The sequence below is a fragment of the Citrobacter sp. CK181 genome, assembly GCF_030333595.1.
Taxonomy (GTDB): domain Bacteria; phylum Pseudomonadota; class Gammaproteobacteria; order Enterobacterales; family Enterobacteriaceae; genus Citrobacter_B; species Citrobacter_B koseri.
Genome location: NZ_JAOWFN010000006.1, coordinates 252,199 through 271,166 on the forward strand (window position 1 = coordinate 252,199; position 18,968 = coordinate 271,166).

At 53.0% G+C, this 18,968-nt stretch carries 22 protein-coding genes and 3 tRNA genes; 13 read left to right on the forward strand and 12 right to left on the reverse strand.

The window, feature by feature from the left end; all coding sequences use genetic code 11:
• Entirely contained in the window at window positions 1-855 is an 855-nt protein-coding gene (locus OGW17_RS01680; protein ID WP_071257482.1) for a YjjW family glycine radical enzyme activase, read from the forward strand.
• A 126-nt stretch (window positions 856-981) separates the two neighbouring features.
• Here the strand turns inward: OGW17_RS01680 and OGW17_RS01685 are convergent, their stop codons facing one another.
• From OGW17_RS01685 to OGW17_RS01720, 8 genes are all read right to left on the reverse strand, one after another.
• On the reverse strand, window positions 982-1,758 hold the full coding sequence (locus OGW17_RS01685) for a metal-dependent hydrolase (RefSeq protein ID WP_071257480.1): 777 nt from the start codon (window positions 1,756-1,758) through the stop codon (window positions 982-984).
• Window positions 1,755-2,828 (reverse strand): patatin-like phospholipase family protein, encoded by a 1,074-nt coding sequence (locus tag OGW17_RS01690; RefSeq protein ID WP_071257478.1) that lies wholly within the window; start codon window positions 2,826-2,828, stop codon window positions 1,755-1,757. The genes OGW17_RS01685 and OGW17_RS01690 overlap by 4 nt, the downstream gene beginning before the upstream one ends.
• Window positions 2,829-2,951: 123 nt before the next feature.
• Entirely contained in the window at window positions 2,952-3,113 is a 162-nt protein-coding gene (locus OGW17_RS01695) for a DUF1328 domain-containing protein (RefSeq protein ID WP_047459078.1), read from the reverse strand.
• Between the two features lie 128 nt (window positions 3,114-3,241).
• Window positions 3,242-3,859, reverse strand: coding sequence for a molecular chaperone OsmY (gene osmY, locus OGW17_RS01700; RefSeq protein ID WP_047459081.1), 618 nt, complete (start codon window positions 3,857-3,859; stop codon window positions 3,242-3,244).
• A 329-nt stretch (window positions 3,860-4,188) separates the two neighbouring features.
• On the reverse strand, window positions 4,189-5,778 hold the full coding sequence (gene prfC / locus OGW17_RS01705) for a peptide chain release factor 3 (protein WP_012134201.1): 1,590 nt from the start codon (window positions 5,776-5,778) through the stop codon (window positions 4,189-4,191).
• A 92-nt stretch (window positions 5,779-5,870) separates the two neighbouring features.
• The gene (gene yjjG, locus OGW17_RS01710; RefSeq protein WP_024130736.1) at window positions 5,871-6,548 is read right to left on the reverse strand and encodes a pyrimidine 5'-nucleotidase; all 678 of its coding nucleotides are present in this window, start codon (window positions 6,546-6,548) and stop codon (window positions 5,871-5,873) included.
• Between the two features lie 14 nt (window positions 6,549-6,562).
• Window positions 6,563-7,009 carry a ribosomal protein S18-alanine N-acetyltransferase gene (gene rimI, locus OGW17_RS01715; protein ID WP_012134203.1) on the reverse strand — a complete coding sequence of 149 codons (447 nt, stop codon included), beginning with the start codon at window positions 7,007-7,009 and terminating at the stop codon, window positions 6,563-6,565.
• Window positions 6,978-7,391, reverse strand: a complete 414-nt coding sequence (locus OGW17_RS01720; RefSeq protein ID WP_024130737.1) for a DNA polymerase III subunit psi — start codon at window positions 7,389-7,391, stop codon at window positions 6,978-6,980. Before OGW17_RS01720 ends, rimI begins: the two co-directional genes overlap by 32 nt.
• Window positions 7,392-7,494: 103 nt before the next feature.
• On the opposite strand from OGW17_RS01720, the gene rsmC reads away from it, so the two are divergent.
• From rsmC to OGW17_RS01740, 4 genes are all read left to right on the forward strand, one after another.
• Window positions 7,495-8,523: a 16S rRNA (guanine(1207)-N(2))-methyltransferase RsmC gene (gene rsmC, locus OGW17_RS01725; RefSeq protein WP_071257476.1), complete on the forward strand. Its 1,029-nt coding sequence runs from the start codon at window positions 7,495-7,497 to the stop codon at window positions 8,521-8,523.
• Between the two features lie 206 nt (window positions 8,524-8,729).
• Window positions 8,730-8,816, forward strand: a tRNA-Leu gene (locus OGW17_RS01730).
• 27 nt (window positions 8,817-8,843) lie between these two features.
• A tRNA-Leu gene (locus OGW17_RS01735) sits at window positions 8,844-8,930 on the forward strand.
• A gap of 32 nt (window positions 8,931-8,962) precedes the next feature.
• Window positions 8,963-9,049, forward strand: a tRNA-Leu gene (locus tag OGW17_RS01740).
• 39 nt (window positions 9,050-9,088) lie between these two features.
• Here the strand turns inward: OGW17_RS01740 and OGW17_RS01745 are convergent.
• Entirely contained in the window at window positions 9,089-9,325 is a 237-nt protein-coding gene (locus OGW17_RS01745; RefSeq protein ID WP_080516675.1) for a DUF1435 domain-containing protein, read from the reverse strand.
• Window positions 9,326-9,577: 252 nt separating this feature from the next.
• On the opposite strand from OGW17_RS01745, the gene OGW17_RS01750 reads away from it, so the two are divergent.
• Together OGW17_RS01750 and fhuF are read left to right on the forward strand one after the other, a co-directional pair.
• Window positions 9,578-10,645 (forward strand): GGDEF domain-containing protein, encoded by a 1,068-nt coding sequence (locus tag OGW17_RS01750; protein ID WP_071257474.1) that lies wholly within the window; start codon window positions 9,578-9,580, stop codon window positions 10,643-10,645.
• Between the two features lie 122 nt (window positions 10,646-10,767).
• Entirely contained in the window at window positions 10,768-11,556 is a 789-nt protein-coding gene (fhuF, locus tag OGW17_RS01755; RefSeq protein ID WP_012134210.1) for a siderophore-iron reductase FhuF, read from the forward strand.
• A 30-nt stretch (window positions 11,557-11,586) separates the two neighbouring features.
• Here fhuF and OGW17_RS01760 read toward each other — a convergent pair whose 3' ends face one another.
• Window positions 11,587-12,930, reverse strand: coding sequence for a PTS sugar transporter subunit IIC (locus OGW17_RS01760; RefSeq protein ID WP_071257472.1), 1,344 nt, complete (start codon window positions 12,928-12,930; stop codon window positions 11,587-11,589).
• Between the two features lie 363 nt (window positions 12,931-13,293).
• Between OGW17_RS01760 and OGW17_RS01765 the strand changes: the two genes are divergently transcribed.
• Complete coding sequence (locus OGW17_RS01765; RefSeq protein WP_012134213.1) at window positions 13,294-13,752, forward strand: YbaK/EbsC family protein; 459 nt, start codon at window positions 13,294-13,296, stop codon at window positions 13,750-13,752.
• A 64-nt stretch (window positions 13,753-13,816) separates the two neighbouring features.
• Here OGW17_RS01765 and bglJ read toward each other — a convergent pair whose 3' ends face one another.
• The gene (bglJ, locus tag OGW17_RS01770; RefSeq protein WP_049008312.1) at window positions 13,817-14,485 is read right to left on the reverse strand and encodes a DNA-binding transcriptional activator BglJ; all 669 of its coding nucleotides are present in this window, start codon (window positions 14,483-14,485) and stop codon (window positions 13,817-13,819) included.
• Window positions 14,446-15,168, reverse strand: coding sequence for a LuxR C-terminal-related transcriptional regulator (locus tag OGW17_RS01775; protein ID WP_012134215.1), 723 nt, complete (start codon window positions 15,166-15,168; stop codon window positions 14,446-14,448). Before OGW17_RS01775 ends, bglJ begins: the two co-directional genes overlap by 40 nt.
• 569 nt (window positions 15,169-15,737) lie before the next feature.
• Between OGW17_RS01775 and OGW17_RS01780 the strand changes: the two genes are divergently transcribed.
• From OGW17_RS01780 to OGW17_RS01800, 5 genes are all read left to right on the forward strand, one after another.
• Entirely contained in the window at window positions 15,738-16,514 is a 777-nt protein-coding gene (locus OGW17_RS01780) for a threonine/serine exporter family protein (protein ID WP_047459113.1), read from the forward strand.
• On the forward strand, window positions 16,505-16,978 hold the full coding sequence (locus OGW17_RS01785) for a threonine/serine exporter (RefSeq protein ID WP_012134217.1): 474 nt from the start codon (window positions 16,505-16,507) through the stop codon (window positions 16,976-16,978). Before OGW17_RS01780 ends, OGW17_RS01785 begins: the two co-directional genes overlap by 10 nt.
• Before the next feature lie 124 nt (window positions 16,979-17,102).
• Window positions 17,103-17,642 carry a primosomal protein DnaT gene (gene dnaT / locus OGW17_RS01790; RefSeq protein WP_049008309.1) on the forward strand — a complete coding sequence of 180 codons (540 nt, stop codon included), beginning with the start codon at window positions 17,103-17,105 and terminating at the stop codon, window positions 17,640-17,642.
• Between the two features lie 2 nt (window positions 17,643-17,644).
• A complete protein-coding gene (gene dnaC, locus OGW17_RS01795; protein ID WP_049008305.1) occupies window positions 17,645-18,382 on the forward strand; it encodes a replicative helicase loader DnaC in 738 nt (245 codons plus the stop codon).
• A gap of 63 nt (window positions 18,383-18,445) precedes the next feature.
• Window positions 18,446-18,937, forward strand: a complete 492-nt coding sequence (locus OGW17_RS01800; RefSeq protein ID WP_058668533.1) for a YjjA family protein — start codon at window positions 18,446-18,448, stop codon at window positions 18,935-18,937.
• Window positions 18,938-18,968 lie beyond the last annotated feature (31 nt).

Consider the following 18,968-nt stretch of genomic DNA (forward strand, 5'->3'; position numbering starts at 1 on the left):
ATGAAGTGTTTAGTCAGTAAAATCATACCGTTCTCCTGCGTGGACGGCCCCGGCAGTCGTCTGGCTCTGTTCTTACAAGGGTGCAATCTGCGCTGTAAGAATTGCCATAATCCGTGGACGATCGGGCGCTGCAACGACTGCGGTGAGTGCGTTCCCCAGTGCCCTCATCAGGCGCTGGGCTTCAGCGCGGGGAAAGTGGTATGGCAGGCTGACGTCTGCGAGCAATGCGATACCTGTTTGCGGATGTGCCCGCAGCAGGCCACGCCGATGGCGCAGACGATGAGCGTCGATGAAGTGCTGGGCCATATCCGTAAGGCATCGCCATTTATTGAAGGCATCACCGTCAGCGGGGGCGAAGCCACCACCCAGTTACCGTTTATTTGCGCGCTGTTTGCCGCGATCAAGGCCGATCCGCAGCTGTGTACGCTGACGTGTCTGGTCGACAGCAACGGCCTGTTGAGCGAAACCGGCTGGCAGAAACTGCTGCCCGTTTGTGATGGCGCGATGCTCGATCTAAAAGCCTGGGATAGCGCCTGCCATCAGCGTCTTACCGGGCGGGATAACGAGCAGATCAAGCACAGCATCAGGATATTGGCGGAGCATGGCAAGCTGGCCGAGCTACGGCTGCTGGTGATTCCTGGTCAGGTGGATTACCTGCAACAGATAGCGCCGCTGGCCGCGTTTATCTCCCGTCTGGGCGATATTCCCGTCCGGTTAAACGCTTTCCATGCGCATGGGGTGTATGGCGAAGCAAAAACGTGGCCGGGCGCAACGCCTGACGACGTGCAACAGCTGGCAAACGCATTATGGGCGCACGGGGTGCATAACCTGATTTTCCCAGCTTTATATTTGTGAATCGCCGGATGGCGGCTGCGCCTTATCCGGCCTACAAATGATGTCGACCCGTTGGCCGCCTTATCCGGCCCACAAATGATGTCGGCCCGTAGGCCGGATAAGACGCTTTTGCGTCGCATCCGGCAATCAGAGACGAAATAACGCCGTCGTATTGCGATACAGCGTTTCGGCTATCACCTCAGAGGGTTCATCGCGTAGCGCACACAACTCGCTGAATACCCGTGCAGCCTGTTCCGGGCGGTTTGGCTGCCCCTGAAAACCATTTAGCGGCATATCCGGCGCGTCGGTCTCCAGCAGCAATGCGTCCAGCGGCAGTTGCGCCATCACATCACGCGTTTTACTGGCGCGCGGATAAGTAATCGTGCCGCCAACGCCAATTTTGTAGCCTAACTGAACAAAGCGTTCCGCCTGTTGCAGACTGCCGGAAAAACCGTGTACCACCCCGGTTCGCGCCAGGGCGTGGCGTTTGAGATGCATCGCCAGCTTGTCATGGGTGCGACGCGAGTGAAGGATCACCGGCAGATCGTAGCGTTTCGCCAGTTTAAGCTGCGCCTCCAGGAGCCGTTCTTGCTCATCAAACTGAGGATTATCGCGGTAAAGATCCAGCCCGATCTCCCCTACCGCCACGACTTTCTGCGGGCGTTGATCCAGTGCCTGTTGCAGGCGATCCAGACTGTCATCTGCGTGCTGCTCAATAAACACGGGGTGCAGCCCCAGCGCCGCGAACAGCGGCGGGAAGCGTTCCGCCAGTGCCAGCACGCGTGAAAAACAGACCGCAGCCGTCGCCGGAACAATGATTTTGCCAACCCCCGCGTCAGCGGCACGCTGAATGCTGGCCGCTTCATCACCGGTGAAAGGCGGAAAATCAAAATGACAATGCGTGTCGATAAATCGGCAACTCACGCCAGATCCTCATTATTGAAGGTAGTGTCGTTGGCCTGCGCTGCGCCGCTGACCGTTGCTACGTGCATATCGTTGGCCACCGCCGCCGGAGGCACCACCACCGGGCCAGGAATGACAATCTTCGGCGTGTGGCGGGAGAGCGGCGGTTTCTCCGTCAGCAGTTTCCCCACCGTCGCCAGAAAATAGCGCCCGCACAGGCGTCCAATTTTGTAATCTTCGCGCAGCGCAGGAAGACGGCTGCCCAACGCCATGCTTTGCAGCGGTTTCGGCGGGTAGATTTCAATGATACGCAGCTTACCCGGCGGCTTCTCAATAAAACGCTGAATGGCGCTATAGCTGGTTTCGTGGTGCTGTACCAGATTCACCAGCGGCTGCAAACTGCTCTCCCCCAGCCAGCGCTCCATGCGCTTAAACCACTGCGGCGTATAGTACATTTGCGAAGGCACCGTGCGGATCACCACAATCGTTTTCGCGCCACGCTTTGCCGCCTCCTGTACCGGGATCGCATCGCTGATCCCGCCGTCCAGATAATTGATGCCATCCAGCGCCACGCCTGTACGGTAGAACCCCGGAATCGCGCTGGTCGCACGAATAATATCGAGCCAGTTTTGCTTCGTCGGCGAGAAATAGTTCGCCGTGTAGTCATCCCCACGACAGACGCACATATAGAAGGATTTTCCGCTATCAAACAGACGCGCGGCGGTGTCCATCGCCAGCGGCATCTGCCCGGATGTCGCGTCCACCAGCCAGTCGAGATCGATCAGGTTCCCCCCGCGAACAAAACGCACCGGGTCGAAGAACTCCCGCTTCGTGGTGTAACGCATAATAACTTTGCGCCCATAGCCGGGCTGGTTACAGAGATAGGCAGAAAGGTTTTGCGCCCCGGCAGAGGTGCCGAGGTAGAGGTCGAACGGATTGAACTTCGCGCGCATAAACTCATCCAGCACGCCAGCGGTAAAGATTCCCCGCTGCCCCCCGCCCTCGCACACCAGAGCCATTCGGCCTGGTCGGAACGCGTTTAATGATAATGGCGCAATATTGCCGAGCGTCACGGGTATTCGCTGCCCCACCTCTGCCTTCCTGTGTTTTATTTTATAGAATGACAAAGTAACGCAAATTCGCGATAGCTAAAACCGTAAAAGCCAGTCCGATGGACTGGCTTAGCATGAATCATGGGTATTACGGGTGACGTGCTAGGGTCGTTTACGGCCCATAAACAGGCTGATCAGGAACAGGACAATCCCGACGACGAAGACAATTTTCGCTGCGCTTGCCGCGGTGCCTGCCAGTCCACCAAAACCCAGAGCGGCGGCAATTAACGCGATAACCAGAAATATAATGCCCCAACGAAACATAAGCTTCTCCTTTACCATAGTTAATGTCGACCGCTTGATATGAGCGTTCAGGTTGCTCATTCGCGATATTTTTAGTGTGGTGTACATTGCGCCTCCCGACAAACGTCGGGAGGGCGAATTAAGACGAATTACTGAGTTTTCAGGTCATTTTTGACGCTTTTCACACCATCAACCGCTTTTGCGATACTTTCAGCACGGTCGATTTGCGCCTGAGAATCTACGGTTCCTGAGAGCTGCACCACGCCGTCGGTGGTTTCGACTTTCACTTTGCGGGAAGGCACGATGTCATCCGCCAACAGTTTCGCTTTGATCTCGCTGGTAGTGGCCGTATCCCCGGCATAGCCTTTCATCGTGCCGGACTTGCTGTCGCGAACATGCAGTTTGTCGCTGACGGAGGTCACACCCTCAACGCCTTCCGCCACTTTCACGGCTTCTTCAGCCTGAGCCTGGCTTTCAACAAAGCCGCTTAATGTCACCACTTTGTTATCGGTTTTGACCGAGATATCGGTGCTCTTAATACTTTCATGATCCACCAACGCCGCTTTCACTTTTGCGGTGATGGCGCTGTCATCCATGAAGTTACCGACTTTATTCATAGAGCTATCGACTTTCTGTCCCGCGCTTTCTGCGCTGGACTGTGCCTTATCCAGCGTAGAGGTTTCCGCAAATGCAGAACCGGTCGCGACAGCGGAGGTCAACATTACGGCCAGGAGAGTTTTAGAAATCTTCAGTCTTGTCGTCGTCATCGATTCATTCCTGTATGGATGGCAGCCGTCACAATCAACATACTTATGCAGAATCGCGGCGCTAATCCCATCTTTATTCAGTTATTAATATCGCAGACAAGATAAATGACGGCCTTAACAACCAGTATTCACGCATTGAACAGTGTTAAAAGTCGTCATTTATGTCATCACTTTGTTAAATATAGATCACAATCGCAAAATCGCTTGCTGATACGCTTAAAAAACAAGCAACCATAAGAAAAACTGAGGGATTTAAGAACATTCCGCAAGCGGTTAAAAAGGCAGGGAAAGTAACAGGGCGAGCCGGATGACGCGCCCTGGAGGGACAATTAGTGCTCGCGCGTTTTGCGGAACTGAACGTCAGGGTAGCGTTCCTGCGTCAGGTTCAGGTTAACCATTGTTGGTGCGATATAGGTGAGGTTATCACCGCCATCCAGCGCCAGTTGTACTTCGTTCTTACGCTTGAACTCTTCGAATTTCTTCGCGTCAGTACATTCAACCCAGCGTGCGGTGGCGACGTTGACGGACTCATAGATAGCCTCAACGTTGTATTCGCTCTTCAGGCGGGCAACCACCACGTCGAACTGCAACACGCCGACAGCACCCACGATCAGATCGTTGTTGGCGATCGGACGGAACACCTGTACCGCTCCTTCTTCAGACAGCTGAACCAGCCCTTTCAGCAGCTGTTTTTGCTTCAGCGGATCTTTCAGGCGGATACGACGGAACAGCTCCGGCGCGAAGTTCGGAATACCGGTGAACTTCATCATTTCGCCCTGAGTGAAGGTGTCGCCGATCTGAATGGTGCCGTGGTTGTGCAGGCCCAGAATATCGCCCGGATACGCCTCTTCAACGTGGGAACGATCGCCCGCCATAAAGGTCAGCGCATCAGAAATCACCACGTCTTTGCCGATACGTACCTGGCGCATTTTCATGCCTTTCTCGTACTTACCGGAGACCACACGCATAAACGCCACGCGGTCGCGGTGTTTTGGGTCCATATTGGCCTGAATCTTAAACACGAAACCGGTGAACTTCTCTTCTTTCGCTTCTACCGTACGGGTATCGGTCTGGCGCGGCATCGGCGCAGGCGCCCACTCCACCAGACCATCCAGCATATGGTCAACGCCGAAGTTACCCAGCGCTGTACCAAAAAAGACCGGGGTGATTTCACCTGCCAGGAACAGCTCATGGTCGAACTCGTTGGACGCGCCCTGCACCAGTTCCAGCTCGTCGCGCAACTGCTGCGCCAGGTCTTCCCCTACGGCAGCGTCAAGTTCCGGGTTATCCAGACCTTTTACAATGCGCACTTCCTGGATAGTGTGGCCTTTACCGGTCTGGTACAGGTAAGTTTCGTCTTTATAAAGGTGATAGACGCCTTTGAACAACTTCCCGCAGCCAATCGGCCAGGTGATCGGCGCACAGCCGATTTTCAGTTCGTTCTCAACTTCATCCAGCAGCTCCATCGGGTCGCGGATGTCACGGTCGAGTTTGTTCATAAAGGTGAGGATCGGCGTATCGCGCAGGCGGGTTACTTCCATCAGCTTACGGGTACGATCTTCGACGCCTTTTGCCGCGTCAATCACCATCAGACAGCAGTCCACCGCCGTCAGCGTGCGGTAGGTATCTTCCGAGAAGTCTTCGTGCCCGGGGGTGTCCAGCAGGTTGACCAGGCAATCATGATACGGGAACTGCATTACCGACGTGGTAATAGAAATACCACGCTGCTTTTCCATTTCCATCCAGTCAGATTTTGCATGCTGGCTGGAGCCACGGCCTTTTACCGTCCCGGCAGTCTGGATAGCCTGTCCGAACAGCAATACCTTCTCAGTGATAGTGGTTTTACCGGCATCCGGGTGAGAAATAATGGCAAAAGTGCGGCGCTTAGCCACCTCTTGCAAATAAGGAGACAACGTCATAGTTCAATCTTCTTGAGTAAGCGCGGCGTCTGACCACGCATGTTGAATACGAAAAATTGCGGCTATTTTACCCATCAACGGGGGGGAGGCAATCAGTGTTTACACAGGAGTTGCTCCAGTTCGCTTAATGACGCCACGGTCCAGGTCGGTTCAATGCCCGCAGGCTGCTCGCGATGGTGCGCATTCAGCCAGCAGGTGGAAAGCCCGGCGTTAATGCCGCCGAGAATATCAGACTCTGCGGTATCGCCGACCATTAACACGCGAGAGCGGTCAGGGCTGCCCGCCTGCTCCAGCGCGTAATCAAAGATGCGCGGATCGGGCTTCGCCACGCCCACTTCTTCAGAAATAACCAGCAGATCAAAACGATCGCGAAGCCCTGTTCGTTCAAGGCGAATTTGCTGCAATGAGGTGAATCCGTTGGTGATGATGCCCATCTTCACCTTACCGTGCAGGGCGTTAACCAGCGAAACCGCGCCCGGCAGCGGTGCGCAAATCTCCGCCATAGCATTCATAAACGCATCATTTAACTCTTCAGGTGGGACGTTCAGCTGCTCGCCCCAGCCGACAAAGCGCTGGCGCTGAAGCTGAAGCGAAGTGATAGCGCCGTTCTGATAATCCACCCACAGCGGTTTATTGACAGCCTGGTAGTCCTGAAAATCTTCAGCGGTAAAGGTGACGCTATAGTCGAGAAACATCCGCTGCAAGCCGGTAAACGAGTCAAACGTAAACAGCGTTTCGTCGGCATCAAAGAAAATCCAGTCCCACTTCATCATTCCACCTTGTCTTACATACTGATTGGCAATGCCATGATTATCGCGTCCTCACGCCCGTCAGCCGTCGGGTAGTAATTACGGCGCACCGTTGCCTCATTAAAACCTAAACTTTCATAGAGTGCGATGGCGGCGGCATTTGAGGCGCGCACCTCCAGCCATAACGTCAGGACGCCGCGTTTTTCCAGTTCATCAATCAGATGTTCCAGCAGTTCTCGCCCCAGCCCCCGACGCTGAAAATCTGGATCGACCGCAATATTGAACAGCGTCGCCTCATCCAGCACCACCTGCGTAATCGCGAACGCCGCCATCTTTCCGCCGACCGTCAGTTGATAGTTGAGGTAACGTTCGCCCTGATTGCTGGCAAAGGTTTTTTCACTCCACGGAAACGCATGGGCGCGTTTTTCAATCAGAAACGCAGCAGGTAAATCAGTCGGATTGAGGGAAGAAATCGTGTTCATATGCGCAAATTTGTTGCCATAGTGCGGCGCGTGCCGTTGGGTTTGCCCGTAATTCATTAAACGCAGGACTTGTCACCTGAGCGCCTTCCAGCAGCAAAGGCTCTTCAGTACCCAGCCGCCAGCTGTTGCACCGGCTGCCTTCCGGCAGCATGGCGACGCGGTCAGGCGTCAACGGTAATACCTGGTCGGGACTGACGGTCAATGCGCGCAAAATATCGCTCATCAGGGGTTCGGTCAGCGCCGGTAATTCTTCCGCCACGACCACCAGACGAACGTGCGCCGGAAGGGAAATCGCGATTTCCCCCTGTAGCGCGCCAGGGCGACGCAGCGACCACTGGGTAATACCCAGTTGCTGTAATTGCCAGTCTCGTCGGGATGTCATAGCGAAACGCTCCTGTCTGTCAGGGGCGCAAATATAGCAAATTCGTCGAAACTGCGCCAACAAACAACTATAATCGCCGCCAGGAACAATAGAGGAACCTTTCATGTCTGCTTTTACCCCGGCAAGTGAAGTCTTGCTGCGCCACAGTGATGATTTCGAACAAAGCCGTATTCTGTTTGCCGGAGATTTGCAGGATGACCTGCCAGCCCGCTTCGAAAGCGCCGCCAGCCGCGTGCATACGCAACAATTCCACCACTGGCAGCTGTTAAGCCAGCTGATGGGCGAGAAGGCGCGCTTTAGCCTGGTCGCCCACGCTGACGACGTCGCGGACTGCGACACGCTGATCTACTACTGGCCGAAAAATAAACCTGAAGCCCAGTTCCAGTTGATGAATATCCTGTCGCTGCTGCCGCTCGGCACCGACATCTTCGTGGTGGGCGAAAACCGTAGCGGCGTTCGCAGCGCAGAGCAAATGCTGGCCGACTACGCGCCGCTGAACAAAATCGACAGCGCGCGCCGCTGCGGGCTGTATCATGGCCGTCTGGAAAAACAGCCTGTCTTTGATGCGGAAAAATACTGGGGCGAGTACCACATTAACGATCTGACCATCAAAACGCTGCCCGGCGTTTTCAGCCGCGACGGTCTGGATGTCGGCAGCCAGTTGCTGCTTTCCACGCTGACGCCACATACCAAAGGCAAAGTGCTGGATGTCGGTTGCGGCGCAGGCGTGCTCTCTGCGGCCTTAGCCAGCCACTCGCCAAAAGTGCGTTTAACCCTGTGTGATGTTTCCGCGCCTGCCGTTGAGGCCAGTCGCGCAACGCTTGCGGCAAACGGCGTTGAGGGTGAGGTATTCGCCAGTAACGTCTTTTCTGACGTAAAAGGGCGTTTTGATATGATCATCTCTAACCCGCCGTTCCACGATGGAATACAAACCAGCCTGGATGCCGCGCAGACGCTGATTCGCGGCGCGGTTCGCCACCTCAACAGCGGCGGTGAGTTACGTATCGTGGCTAACGCCTTCCTGCCCTACCCGAAAGTGCTGGATGAAACGTTTGGCTTCCACGAAGTGATTGCGCAAACCGGGCGCTTTAAAGTTTACCGCACGGTGATGACGCGCCAGGCGAAGAAGTAGAGTGGTCATCGTAGGCCGGATAAGGTGCCTGCACCGCCATCCGGCATGGTTTGCGGATGCCGGATGGCACTTCGCTTATCCGGCCTGCGGTTAGCGCCCATTTTTGCAGCAATCAATCCATCCTGCGTAATTAACTATTGACGAAAAGCTGAAAACCACTAGAATGCGCCTCCGTGGTAGCGATTCTTTTTAAGAATCGATGGTATGCGAAGGTGGCGGAATTGGTAGACGCGCTAGCTTCAGGTGTTAGTGTCCTTACGGACGTGGGGGTTCAAGTCCCCCCCCTCGCACCAAAACCACGTTGATATTGCTCGCACTGGGCGAAGGTGGCGGAATTGGTAGACGCGCTAGCTTCAGGTGTTAGTGTTCTTACGGACGTGGGGGTTCAAGTCCCCCCCCTCGCACCAACGAGGCGATATCAAAAAAGTAAGATGACTGTGCGAAGGTGGCGGAATTGGTAGACGCGCTAGCTTCAGGTGTTAGTGTCCTTACGGACGTGGGGGTTCAAGTCCCCCCCCTCGCACCAATTATCTTATTTCCCTTCTCTGTTTTACGTCTTGTTTGTTCATCCCTGATTCAAATTCATCATAACCAGCACCATGCCGCTGATCAGCGCGACACATGACGGCAGCAGGACGAAATGCCGTAAGCGTTTGTGATACAGCATCAACGAAGTCAGCAGTAACCCTAACACAATCAGTACCTTCCATGCGTCAATGGAGAGGCCGGCAAACGCCAGTCCGGTAATAAAAATACCCGGCAACAATATCCCCCATCCACTGCCCAGTGTACGCTGCAACATGGCTTTACCTCTGATACCGATAATGATAACCAATAGCATATGATAAAATTTCTCATTTGTCAGCAGTTCGTCACACTTCCTTGTATGAGATTGTCTTAACAATTGATGACATGAATTCAGCAAGGTGATAGATTGGGCGGTGGTTAACTTACAAACAATAAAAACGTTTATTTATGCGGGCTTTTTCCCGCACGTTATTTTTCATTTTGGCCCCAACCAGCGTAATTCATAGATAAATAACGACATTCAGATATGACAGCTCAATCCTGGCGCGCATTACGCACCAAAAAATATCAATTCTCTTTACGCCTTTTTCTGTTTCTCAATGCGGTGTCCGGGCTGTTTACGCTTGTCTTTCCTCTTTATGAGGTCAGGGCTGTCTCAGTCCCGGCAATACTGCTCTTTGTTGCAAGTACGTTAATTCTGATATGGCACGGAAAATATACGCATAAAAAGATTAATATCCCCTTTATTTCTGTTATATCAGGCATATTGTGGGCCTGGCATATCACACTGAAATATAATGCTATGAACCATAGCGATTATACTTTTCTACTCATCGCCCTTCTCTGCGTGTTATTTATTGGCTCCATCGCCTTTGCTAATAATATCATTGCGTTTACGTTCCATTCATTGCCTTCCGTTCTGGCCTGCCTGTGGCTTAATGGCAGCGAACACGGCATACGGATTATTTATCTCATGGCGCTCCCGATGGCGGGCATTGCCATCCAGCATGTTATTCAAAAACGCTATGACGATTTCGCTCAACAACTGATGTACAAACTGCTGGAAGAGAGAGAAACGCTGAACGGGCTGAGTATGCTCGATCCTTTGACTGGCCTGTATAATCGCCGCGGCCTGCAAAATAAGCTGAATACGCTCCTTGCTCTGGAAACGCACGAAGAACACTACGTATTGCTGCTGGATATCGATCACTTCAAAGCTTATAACGATCACTATGGGCACATGATGGGCGACCAGGCTCTCATTCGCGTTTCAGCCGCGATTCGTGACGCTGTCCGTTCCCGGGATATTGTCACCCGTTTTGGCGGCGAAGAGTTTATGGTCCTGCTGACCGCGACCGATCCACAGGAGGCGCGCACGACCGCCGAACGTATTCGCCAGAAGGTCTACGATCTCAAAATCCCACATATGTTTAATGTCAGCGTGGCGACCAATGTCACCATCAGCGTTGGCATCGCGCCGCTACTGGGTCAGGACATGGAGGCTGCAATCGTCAAGGCGGATAAAGCGCTGTATGAAGCCAAAAACCTGGGGCGCAACAACATTCTTGCGAGTGACGAACTGCGTACGGTCTGACACAGGGCGATATCATCGTGCTACCGCGCACAGCGTCACGACAAAGCGCTTGCCATCAGCTATCGCCATCATTAGGATTAGCAATCATTATCATTTAGATTACTATCCTTATATACAGCGCTATGCCTTACCGTTCCGCACCGATCATTGAAGATGTCACCTGGCGAGCCCATCTCCAGCCTGAGATGCCCTCGCTGGCTGAAGCCGTGCGTGAAACGATAACCCGGACGCGCGAACATCTGCTTGATTTTATTCGGCTGGACGAACCGCACCCAACGGGCGCCATGACGCTGGCGCAGTGGGCTCGACCGGGTACGATGCGCTCCCTGCTGGCTATCTATTCCGACCATATTTATCGTCATCAACCGACGCAACCACGCGAAAATAAGCCGCTCATTTCGCTTTGGGCGCAATGGTATATCGGTCTGATGGTACCGCCTCTGATGCTTGCCCTGCTCACCCAGGAAAGGGCCATTGACGTTTCGCCCGAGCACATGCACGTTGAGTTCCACGAAACCGGACGCGCAGCCTGTTTTTGGGTTGATGTGCATCAGGACGAGCGGGCAACCGCGCATTCTCCTCAACAGAGAATGGAAACGCTGATCGTCTCTGCGCTGATGCCGGTCGTTCAGGCACTGGAATCAACCGGCGATATTAACGGTAAGCTTATCTGGAGTAACACCGGGTATCTGATCAACTGGTATCTGACCGAAATGAAACCGCTACTTGGCGAAGCATTGCTGGCAACGCTGCGCCAGAGCTGCTTCTTCGAAAAGCAACTTTCCAGTGGCCAGGATAACCCGCTGTGGCGTACCGTCGTCCCTCGCGAAGGTCTGCTGGTGCGCCGAACCTGCTGTCAACGCTACCGGTTGCCAGACGTTCAGCAATGCGGTGACTGTACGCTGAAATAAACAAGGCGCCGCAGCGCCTTGTTCAACACGTCAGGCCATCTGCTGGCTCTCCTCTTCTGCACGCCCGGCTTCTTCTGCCTCTTGCGCCAGAAGCTGCTTCTCATAAACCTTAAAGAACGGGAAGTATATGATGGCGGACACCAGCGCCAGTATGACCACCAGGATCGCCGCACGGTAGTCCCAGCCCAATGCCCACGCAGCGCCAACCGGTGCGGGCGCAGTCCACGGCACCACGGAAATCACCCGCCCAATCAGATCCAGTTTCATCGCCGCCCACGCCAGCACGGCATTCACCATTGGCGCCAGCAGGAACGGGATAAAGAACACCGGGTTCATCACAATCGGCGTCCCGAAAATAACCGGTTCGTTGATATTAAAGATACTCGGCACGACGCTTAAGCGGCCAATAGAGCGCAAATGTACGGAACGGCTGCGTAAATAACAAATCACCAGCCCCATCGTAGCGCCAGAACCGCCAATGACGATGAAGAAAGTCCAGAAGGCTTCCATGAAAATGTGCGGCAACGGCGCCCCCTGCGCCAGCGCGGTCTGGTTCATACCGAGATTGGTCAGCCAGAACATTTGCAACATCCCGGAGACAATCGCTGCTCCGTGAATCCCCGCAAACCATAGCAGATGCCCAATCAGCACCGCCAGCAAAATAGCGGGCAATGAATCCGCAGCGGAAACCAGCGGTTTAAAGATCGCCATGATCGCCTGTGGGATCAGCATATCGAACTGCGACTGGATCGCCAGGCTCAGCGGATACAAGGTCAGAACCACCACCAGCACCGGAATCAGCAGATCAAAGGAGTTCTTGATCATCGGCGGCACCTGGTCGGGCAGGCGAATGCCAATGTTATGCGCCTTCAGGAAGCGCATCATTTCAACACAGTAAATCGCCACCAGAATCGCGGTAAAAATCCCCGTTCCTCCCAGGCTGTCAACCGGCATAGTGCCGTTTGTTTTCGGCGCGGCAACCAGCAAGAAGGCCATGATCGAGAGCATGGCGCACATAAACGGATCTAACTGATGCGATTTAGCATAGTGTTTGCCCAGGTTATAGGCAATGGCCGCACAGATATAGATGGACATGATCCCCATCGTCATATCAAACGGCGTCAAAATCTGGCTTTCAAACTGTTTCGCCAGCGCCAGCCAGCCACGGGCAAATCCCCAGGTGGTGTCCGGTGAGAAAGGAGGATAGGCGAAAACCAGCAGGAAGGAGCCGACAATCATAAACGGCATTGCCGAAATGAAGCCATCACGAATAGCCATAACATGACGTTGTGAGGAAATACGTCCGGCAACGGGACTCACGTAGTTTTCGACAAACCGAAAAATCACATTAAACACAGCATGGTTGGTAGACATAGCGTTCTCCTGTCAGTCAAAACAACATAGACGTGCTGGCAGCAGCACCGCCGTGTAAGGGTCCATTACTACTTTTCGCGACCGCGCCGGGGAGAACACCAGCGATACAGCAGAGAGAATGAAGTTTCATAAATGGCTCTTATTATGTGATACAGAGGAAGTGACAGGTTCAGTATTAATCCCCGCCCGCCGGACTGCAACCGGTTACTGTAACCGGTTTCCGTGAATGTGAAGACGATCGAAAAATCGTTCATGCTGCTGGTTTATTACATAAATTATTTACAGTGCCGCTTTCCTTATGACAAATTACGCCACGCGGTTTTCTGAAAAACAGGACTGCTAATACAGCGTCAGGAGAAAAGAATGAGTCTGCAATCGGTACGGCAGTTTCTGGCCGAACGTGCCCCGGATATTGAAATCATCGAATTAAATCAGAGTACGGCGACGGTGGAACTGGCAGCGAAAGCGCATAATGTTGCGCCAGGACAGATAGCGAAAACGCTTTCGCTTAAGGTGAAAGACGACATTATTCTGGTTGTCGCCAAAGGCGATGCCCGCCTGGACAATAAGAAACTCAAGAGCACGTTTGGCGCAAAAGCGCGAATGCTCAGCAGCGATGAAGTCGTGATCGCCACAGGGCACCCGGTCGGCGGTGTCTGCCCTTTCGGGCTGGAAACGCCTCTGCCCGTCTATTGCGACGTCTCATTAAAACATTATGCTGAAGTCTTACCAGCAGCAGGGGCAACGCACAGTGCAGTCCGAATTTCCCCCGACAGAATGGCAGAACTCACTTCAGCAACCTGGATTGATGTGTGCCAGTGATGCTATTTGTGCCCGGGCGATAAACCCGGCACAAGCAACCTGTAAATACAGAGCGACTACAGAATTACGCGGATAAGCGACCCGGCTTTTCGGCGCGCAGAGACAGCAGGATATCCGCCGCATCAAGCAATCCGGCATCTGAGCTGACGCCCAGTTTAGACATCACATTAAATTTATGGGCGCGAATCGTCTTGATATTGCGTTCCAGCTGGACGGCTATCTGTGGCATCGAATAACCATTCGACATAAAACGCAGAATTTCACGCTCAGTGGGGCTTATCATTCGACTCTGATTGAGATACCAGAGGTTCAGAGTGTGTTCCGTCACCTCTCGCTTACTGTTCAATAATAAAAAGAGCTTTTCCTGCAAACTGGCCAGTGACGACGCTTTACTTAAGACCCCATCTAACGGCGAAGGCGACAGCGAATCAATTAACCGGGCTTCCGCATCATCATCCGCGATGACCAGTCGGCGCACACGAGGAAAATTCACAGCCAGTTCCGCCAGATAAGCCAGCCCCATCCGGCGATCTTCCCGCATCGCAGAAAGTGAAAAAATAACGACGGAAAAGGGAGTACTTAACATCGCTTTCTGGAAAGCAGATTGAGTTGGAAAAATATGAAGTTTATATTGGCAATCAGGAAACGCGTCAAATAAACTCTTCATTCCAATACTGCTCATTACGCACTTCTCTATGAGTGCGACATTTCCCTTGGCAATTCGGTTTTCCATTCAGTAGCATCTCCATAAACTGAAGGTAAATTCAATTCTCTTGCTCCCTGAGAACTGTTTATCCAGGCATACATCTCAGCATTGCTGTGTATTGACAGACGTCGCATCGCACTGTTTTTCTGCGCGCTAATCGTTTTATTACTCTTCTTAAGCAACATCGCTATCTGATTAATCCCCCAACCCTTACCCAGAAGCCGTAACACTTTCCGTTCCGACAGCGTAAGAACAACCGGACGATGGCCAAAACTCGAGACATCTGGCAGAGCGGGAGATAGCAGCGTCTTACTGATCCTGTCCGTATGGGCATTGCCTGCTTCAATCACGTTTACCAGATTCTCAACCGGTTCAACGTCAGACAGCAACGTACTGAAGGGGCTCATCAGAAGCTCAATCGCCTGTGAGTAAAACGCACGGGAAACAAGAAATACCCAGTGAATATCATGGTATTGAGATAATAAAGCGTAAAATTGCTCGCAGACAGCGCGGGGATGTTTACATTCTCCCGTTAAATCCGTAATCACTACATCGGAGCGGCGCAGCTGCATTAATGTCAGTTCTTCTACGGAACGGCAGTACATCAGTTCATAAGCAGGGAAATGGCCCTGCACCACCTCTTTTAACCCCGTCTGTATAACAGGTATTTTACTGATAATAATTATGTTTTTGCGGCATCCTGGCAACATATCTCCTCCATATCCACAGGTCTCCCCTCCTGTTCACTCATTAATAAATAATATAATTAATGAGAAAAACAGACGTGGTAATAGACGAAGTGAATTGTTTATCCTTGGCTTTTATTTGAAATGTTATAGCAATAACGACTCTATACAATGATCCGCATAGTATAAAATCACCAAACTATTATTGCATAATTACCGCTAAAAATAATTGCGGTACAATTAAATTAACTAAATTAGATCATTAGCATTTCTAACATATGCAAGGGGAATTTAATAAACTCACGCTATGTTTCGCATCAGATAGTTATGCTTTCAGGAAGCACAAGAAAAGAATATCGTCTCATTAATTTCAGAGGTTACAGACGATACTTCATTCCCTGTCATTCACGTCCGACGTAAGGCATTCAATATACTGCAATTATGACATTCAGCGACTGATTGTCTGGCATCCTGCCTCTTTTTTCATCACAAAATTGATCTTAGCCAGAGCCAAAAGGGTCGGGCTTCATGATACAAAGAAGACTTTCGTCATTCAGATGGTACGCAACGCGTCTTTTCAGTCAGGGCGAGTCATGCAAACAGAGCAGTCGTTACAGCGAACGGTTACACGGTTATGTATTCAATGCGGGCTTTTTTTACTGCAACACGGCGCGGAGAGCGCGCTGGTTGATGAACTCTCCACCCGCCTGGGGCTGGCGTTAGGGATGGACAGCGTGGAAAGCGCCATCTCCTCCAACGCTATCGTTCTCACCACCATTAAAGATGGGCAGTGTCTGACATCGACACGTAAGAACCAGGATCGCGGCATTAATATGCACGTTGTCACGGAGGTGCAGCATATTGTCATCCTGGCCGAACATAATTTGCTGGATATAAAAGGCGTAGAGAAGCGCTTTAGCCAGCTCAGACCGTTGCGCTACCCGCGGTGGCTGGTATCGCTGATGGTCGGGCTTTCCTGCGCCTGCTTCTGCAAACTGAATAACGGCGGATGGGATGGCGCGGTGATCACCTTTTTCGCCAGCATGGTGGCGATGTATATTCGCCAGATGCTGGCGCACCGGCATTTACACCCACAAATCAACTTTTGCGTCACCGCTTTTGTCGCCACTACCATTTCCGGCCTTTTGCTTCGCTTGCCCACTTTCAGCCATACCCCGACCATCGCCATGGCCGCCAGCGTCTTACTGCTGGTGCCGGGGTTTCCGCTGATTAATTCCGTCGCGGATATGTTTAAGGGCCACATTAATACCGGTCTGGCGCGCTGGGCGATTGCCAGTCTGTTAACGCTGGCGACGTGCGTCGGCGTGGTGATGTCGATGACGCTGTGGGGGCTACGCGGATGGGTGTAATCGATTTTCTTCTGGCGCTGATGCAGGACATGATTCTCTCCGCAATCCCGGCAGTGGGCTTTGCGATGGTGTTCAACGTGCCGCACCGGGCGCTCCCCTGGTGTGCGCTGCTCGGCGCGCTGGGCCACGGCTCACGCATGGTGATGATGACCGCCGGGTTTAATATCGAATGGTCAACATTTATGGCCTCGCTGCTGGTAGGGAGCATCGGCATTCAGTGGTCACGCTGGTATCTGGCGCACCCCAAAGTCTTTACCGTCGCGGCAGTCATCCCGATGTTTCCGGGGATATCCGCCTATACGGCAATGATCTCCGCCGTCAAAATCAGCCACTTTGGCTACAGCGAACCGTTGATGATCACATTGCTGACCAATTTCCTGAAAGCCTCCTCTATTGTCGGCGCGCTTTCCATCGGGCTTTCCGTTCCCGGTCTGTGGCTGTATCGCAAACGCCCACGGGTATGATGCTTTTCTCCCTGCGCTCAGGCAGGGTGAGGCTGCTTTCCCTCACCCTGCCGATATCTCCCGTCTGTGTGTTACTATAAAAACAGTATTCCTTCTCGGTTGTGGTTCCCTGTTGAGAAACATTATGTCTTCCAGAATTTTGACCCCGGACGTCATCGGTATTGACGCCTTATTACACGATCACAACGCGGTGCTGGCAAAATCGGCAAGCGGCGCGGTGGCGGTCTTCGCCAATAACGCGCCTGCGTTTTATGCCGTGACGCCGGCACGTCTGGCGGAACTGCTGGCACTGGAGGAAAAGTTATCGCGTCCGGGAAGCGATGTCACACTGGATGCTCAACTCTACGAAGACTCCCAGGCCGCGCCTGTGGCCGTTCCGCTGGGGAAATTCGCCATGTACGCAGACTGGCAGCCGGATGCTGACTTCCAGCGGCAGGCTGCGCTGTGGGGCGTCGCGCTAAGGGAACCCGTCACCGCCGAAGAGCTGGCCTCGTTTGTGGCTTACTGGCAAGCGGAAGGTAAGATTTTTCACCACATCCAGTGGCAGCAAAAGCTGGCGCGCAGCGTGCAAATCAGCCGGGCCAGTAACGGCGGTATGCCGAAACGTGATGTGAACAACGTCAGCGAACCTGACGACCATATTCCACCTGGTTTTCGAGGGTAACGATGAAAAACGTTGGCGACCTGATGAAACGTCTGCAAAAAATGATGCCAGCAAATGTTGAGCCTGCATTCAAAACGGGCGAAGAACTGCTGGCATGGCAGAAAGAGCAAGGCGAAATGCGTGCGGCAGCGCTGGCGCGTGAAAACCGGGCGATGAAAATGCAGCGCACGTTCAACCGTTCCGGCATCCGTCCGCTGCATCAAAACTGCTCGTTTGATAACTATCGTGTTGAGAACGACGGGCAGATGAACGCGCTGAGCAAAGCGCGGCAGTACGTCGAAGAGTTCGACGGCAACATCGCCAGCTTTATCTTTTCGGGCAAACCCGGCACCGGGAAAAACCATCTCGCGGCGGCAATCTGCAATGAACTGCTGCTGCGCGGAAAATCGGTTTTGATCATTACCGTCGCCGATATTATGTCCGCGATGAAAGGCACCTTTAGCAATCGCGAAACCAGCGAAGAGCAGTTGCTCAACGATCTCAGCAATGTGGATCTGCTGGTGATCGACGAGATCGGCATGCAGACCGAATCCCGCTATGAAAAAGTGATCATCAACCAGATCGTCGATCGCCGCTCATCATCCAAACGCCCTACCGGGATGTTAACCAACAGCAATATGGATGAGATGACCAAACTCCTTGGCGAACGCGTAATGGATCGTATGCGTCTGGGAAACAGTCTGTGGGTGATCTTCAACTGGGAAAGCTACCGTAGCCGCGTCACCGGCAAAGAGTATTAAGACCATTCCGACCCAGGCAAGCGCTATACTGCGACGAAAGGTACACACACACGAGTCATAACGATGAAAACCACAAAACGTCTTCTGTGCTGCGCGGTTGCCGCCAGCGCGTTTATCGCCACCAGCGCCTTCGCCGCGTCCTGGCAGGATTCTCTCTCCAGCGCCGCCAGCGAACTGAGCAAACAAAGCAGCTCTTCACAGCAGGGCGGCATGTCGCTGTCTTCCCTGACCAGCCTGCTGAATGGCGGCAATCAGGCATTAAGCGCTGATAACATGAACAACGCGGCGGGTATTTTGCAGTATTGCGCGAAACAGAAACTGACTTCCGTTACCGATGCGGAAAACGTTAAAAACCAGGTGCTGGATAAACTGGGACTTGGCGCCGCCGAACAGAAGCAGGACACCAATTATCTGGATGGCATTCAGGGTCTGCTGAATACCCAAAACGGCGAACAGCTTAGCCTGGATAATATTGGCAGCACGCCGCTGGCGGAAAAAGTGAAAACCAAAGCCTGCGACCTGGTGTTAAAACAGGGGATGAACTTCATTTCCTGATGCGCCAACATGCCGCGTTTCAACCGTTTAG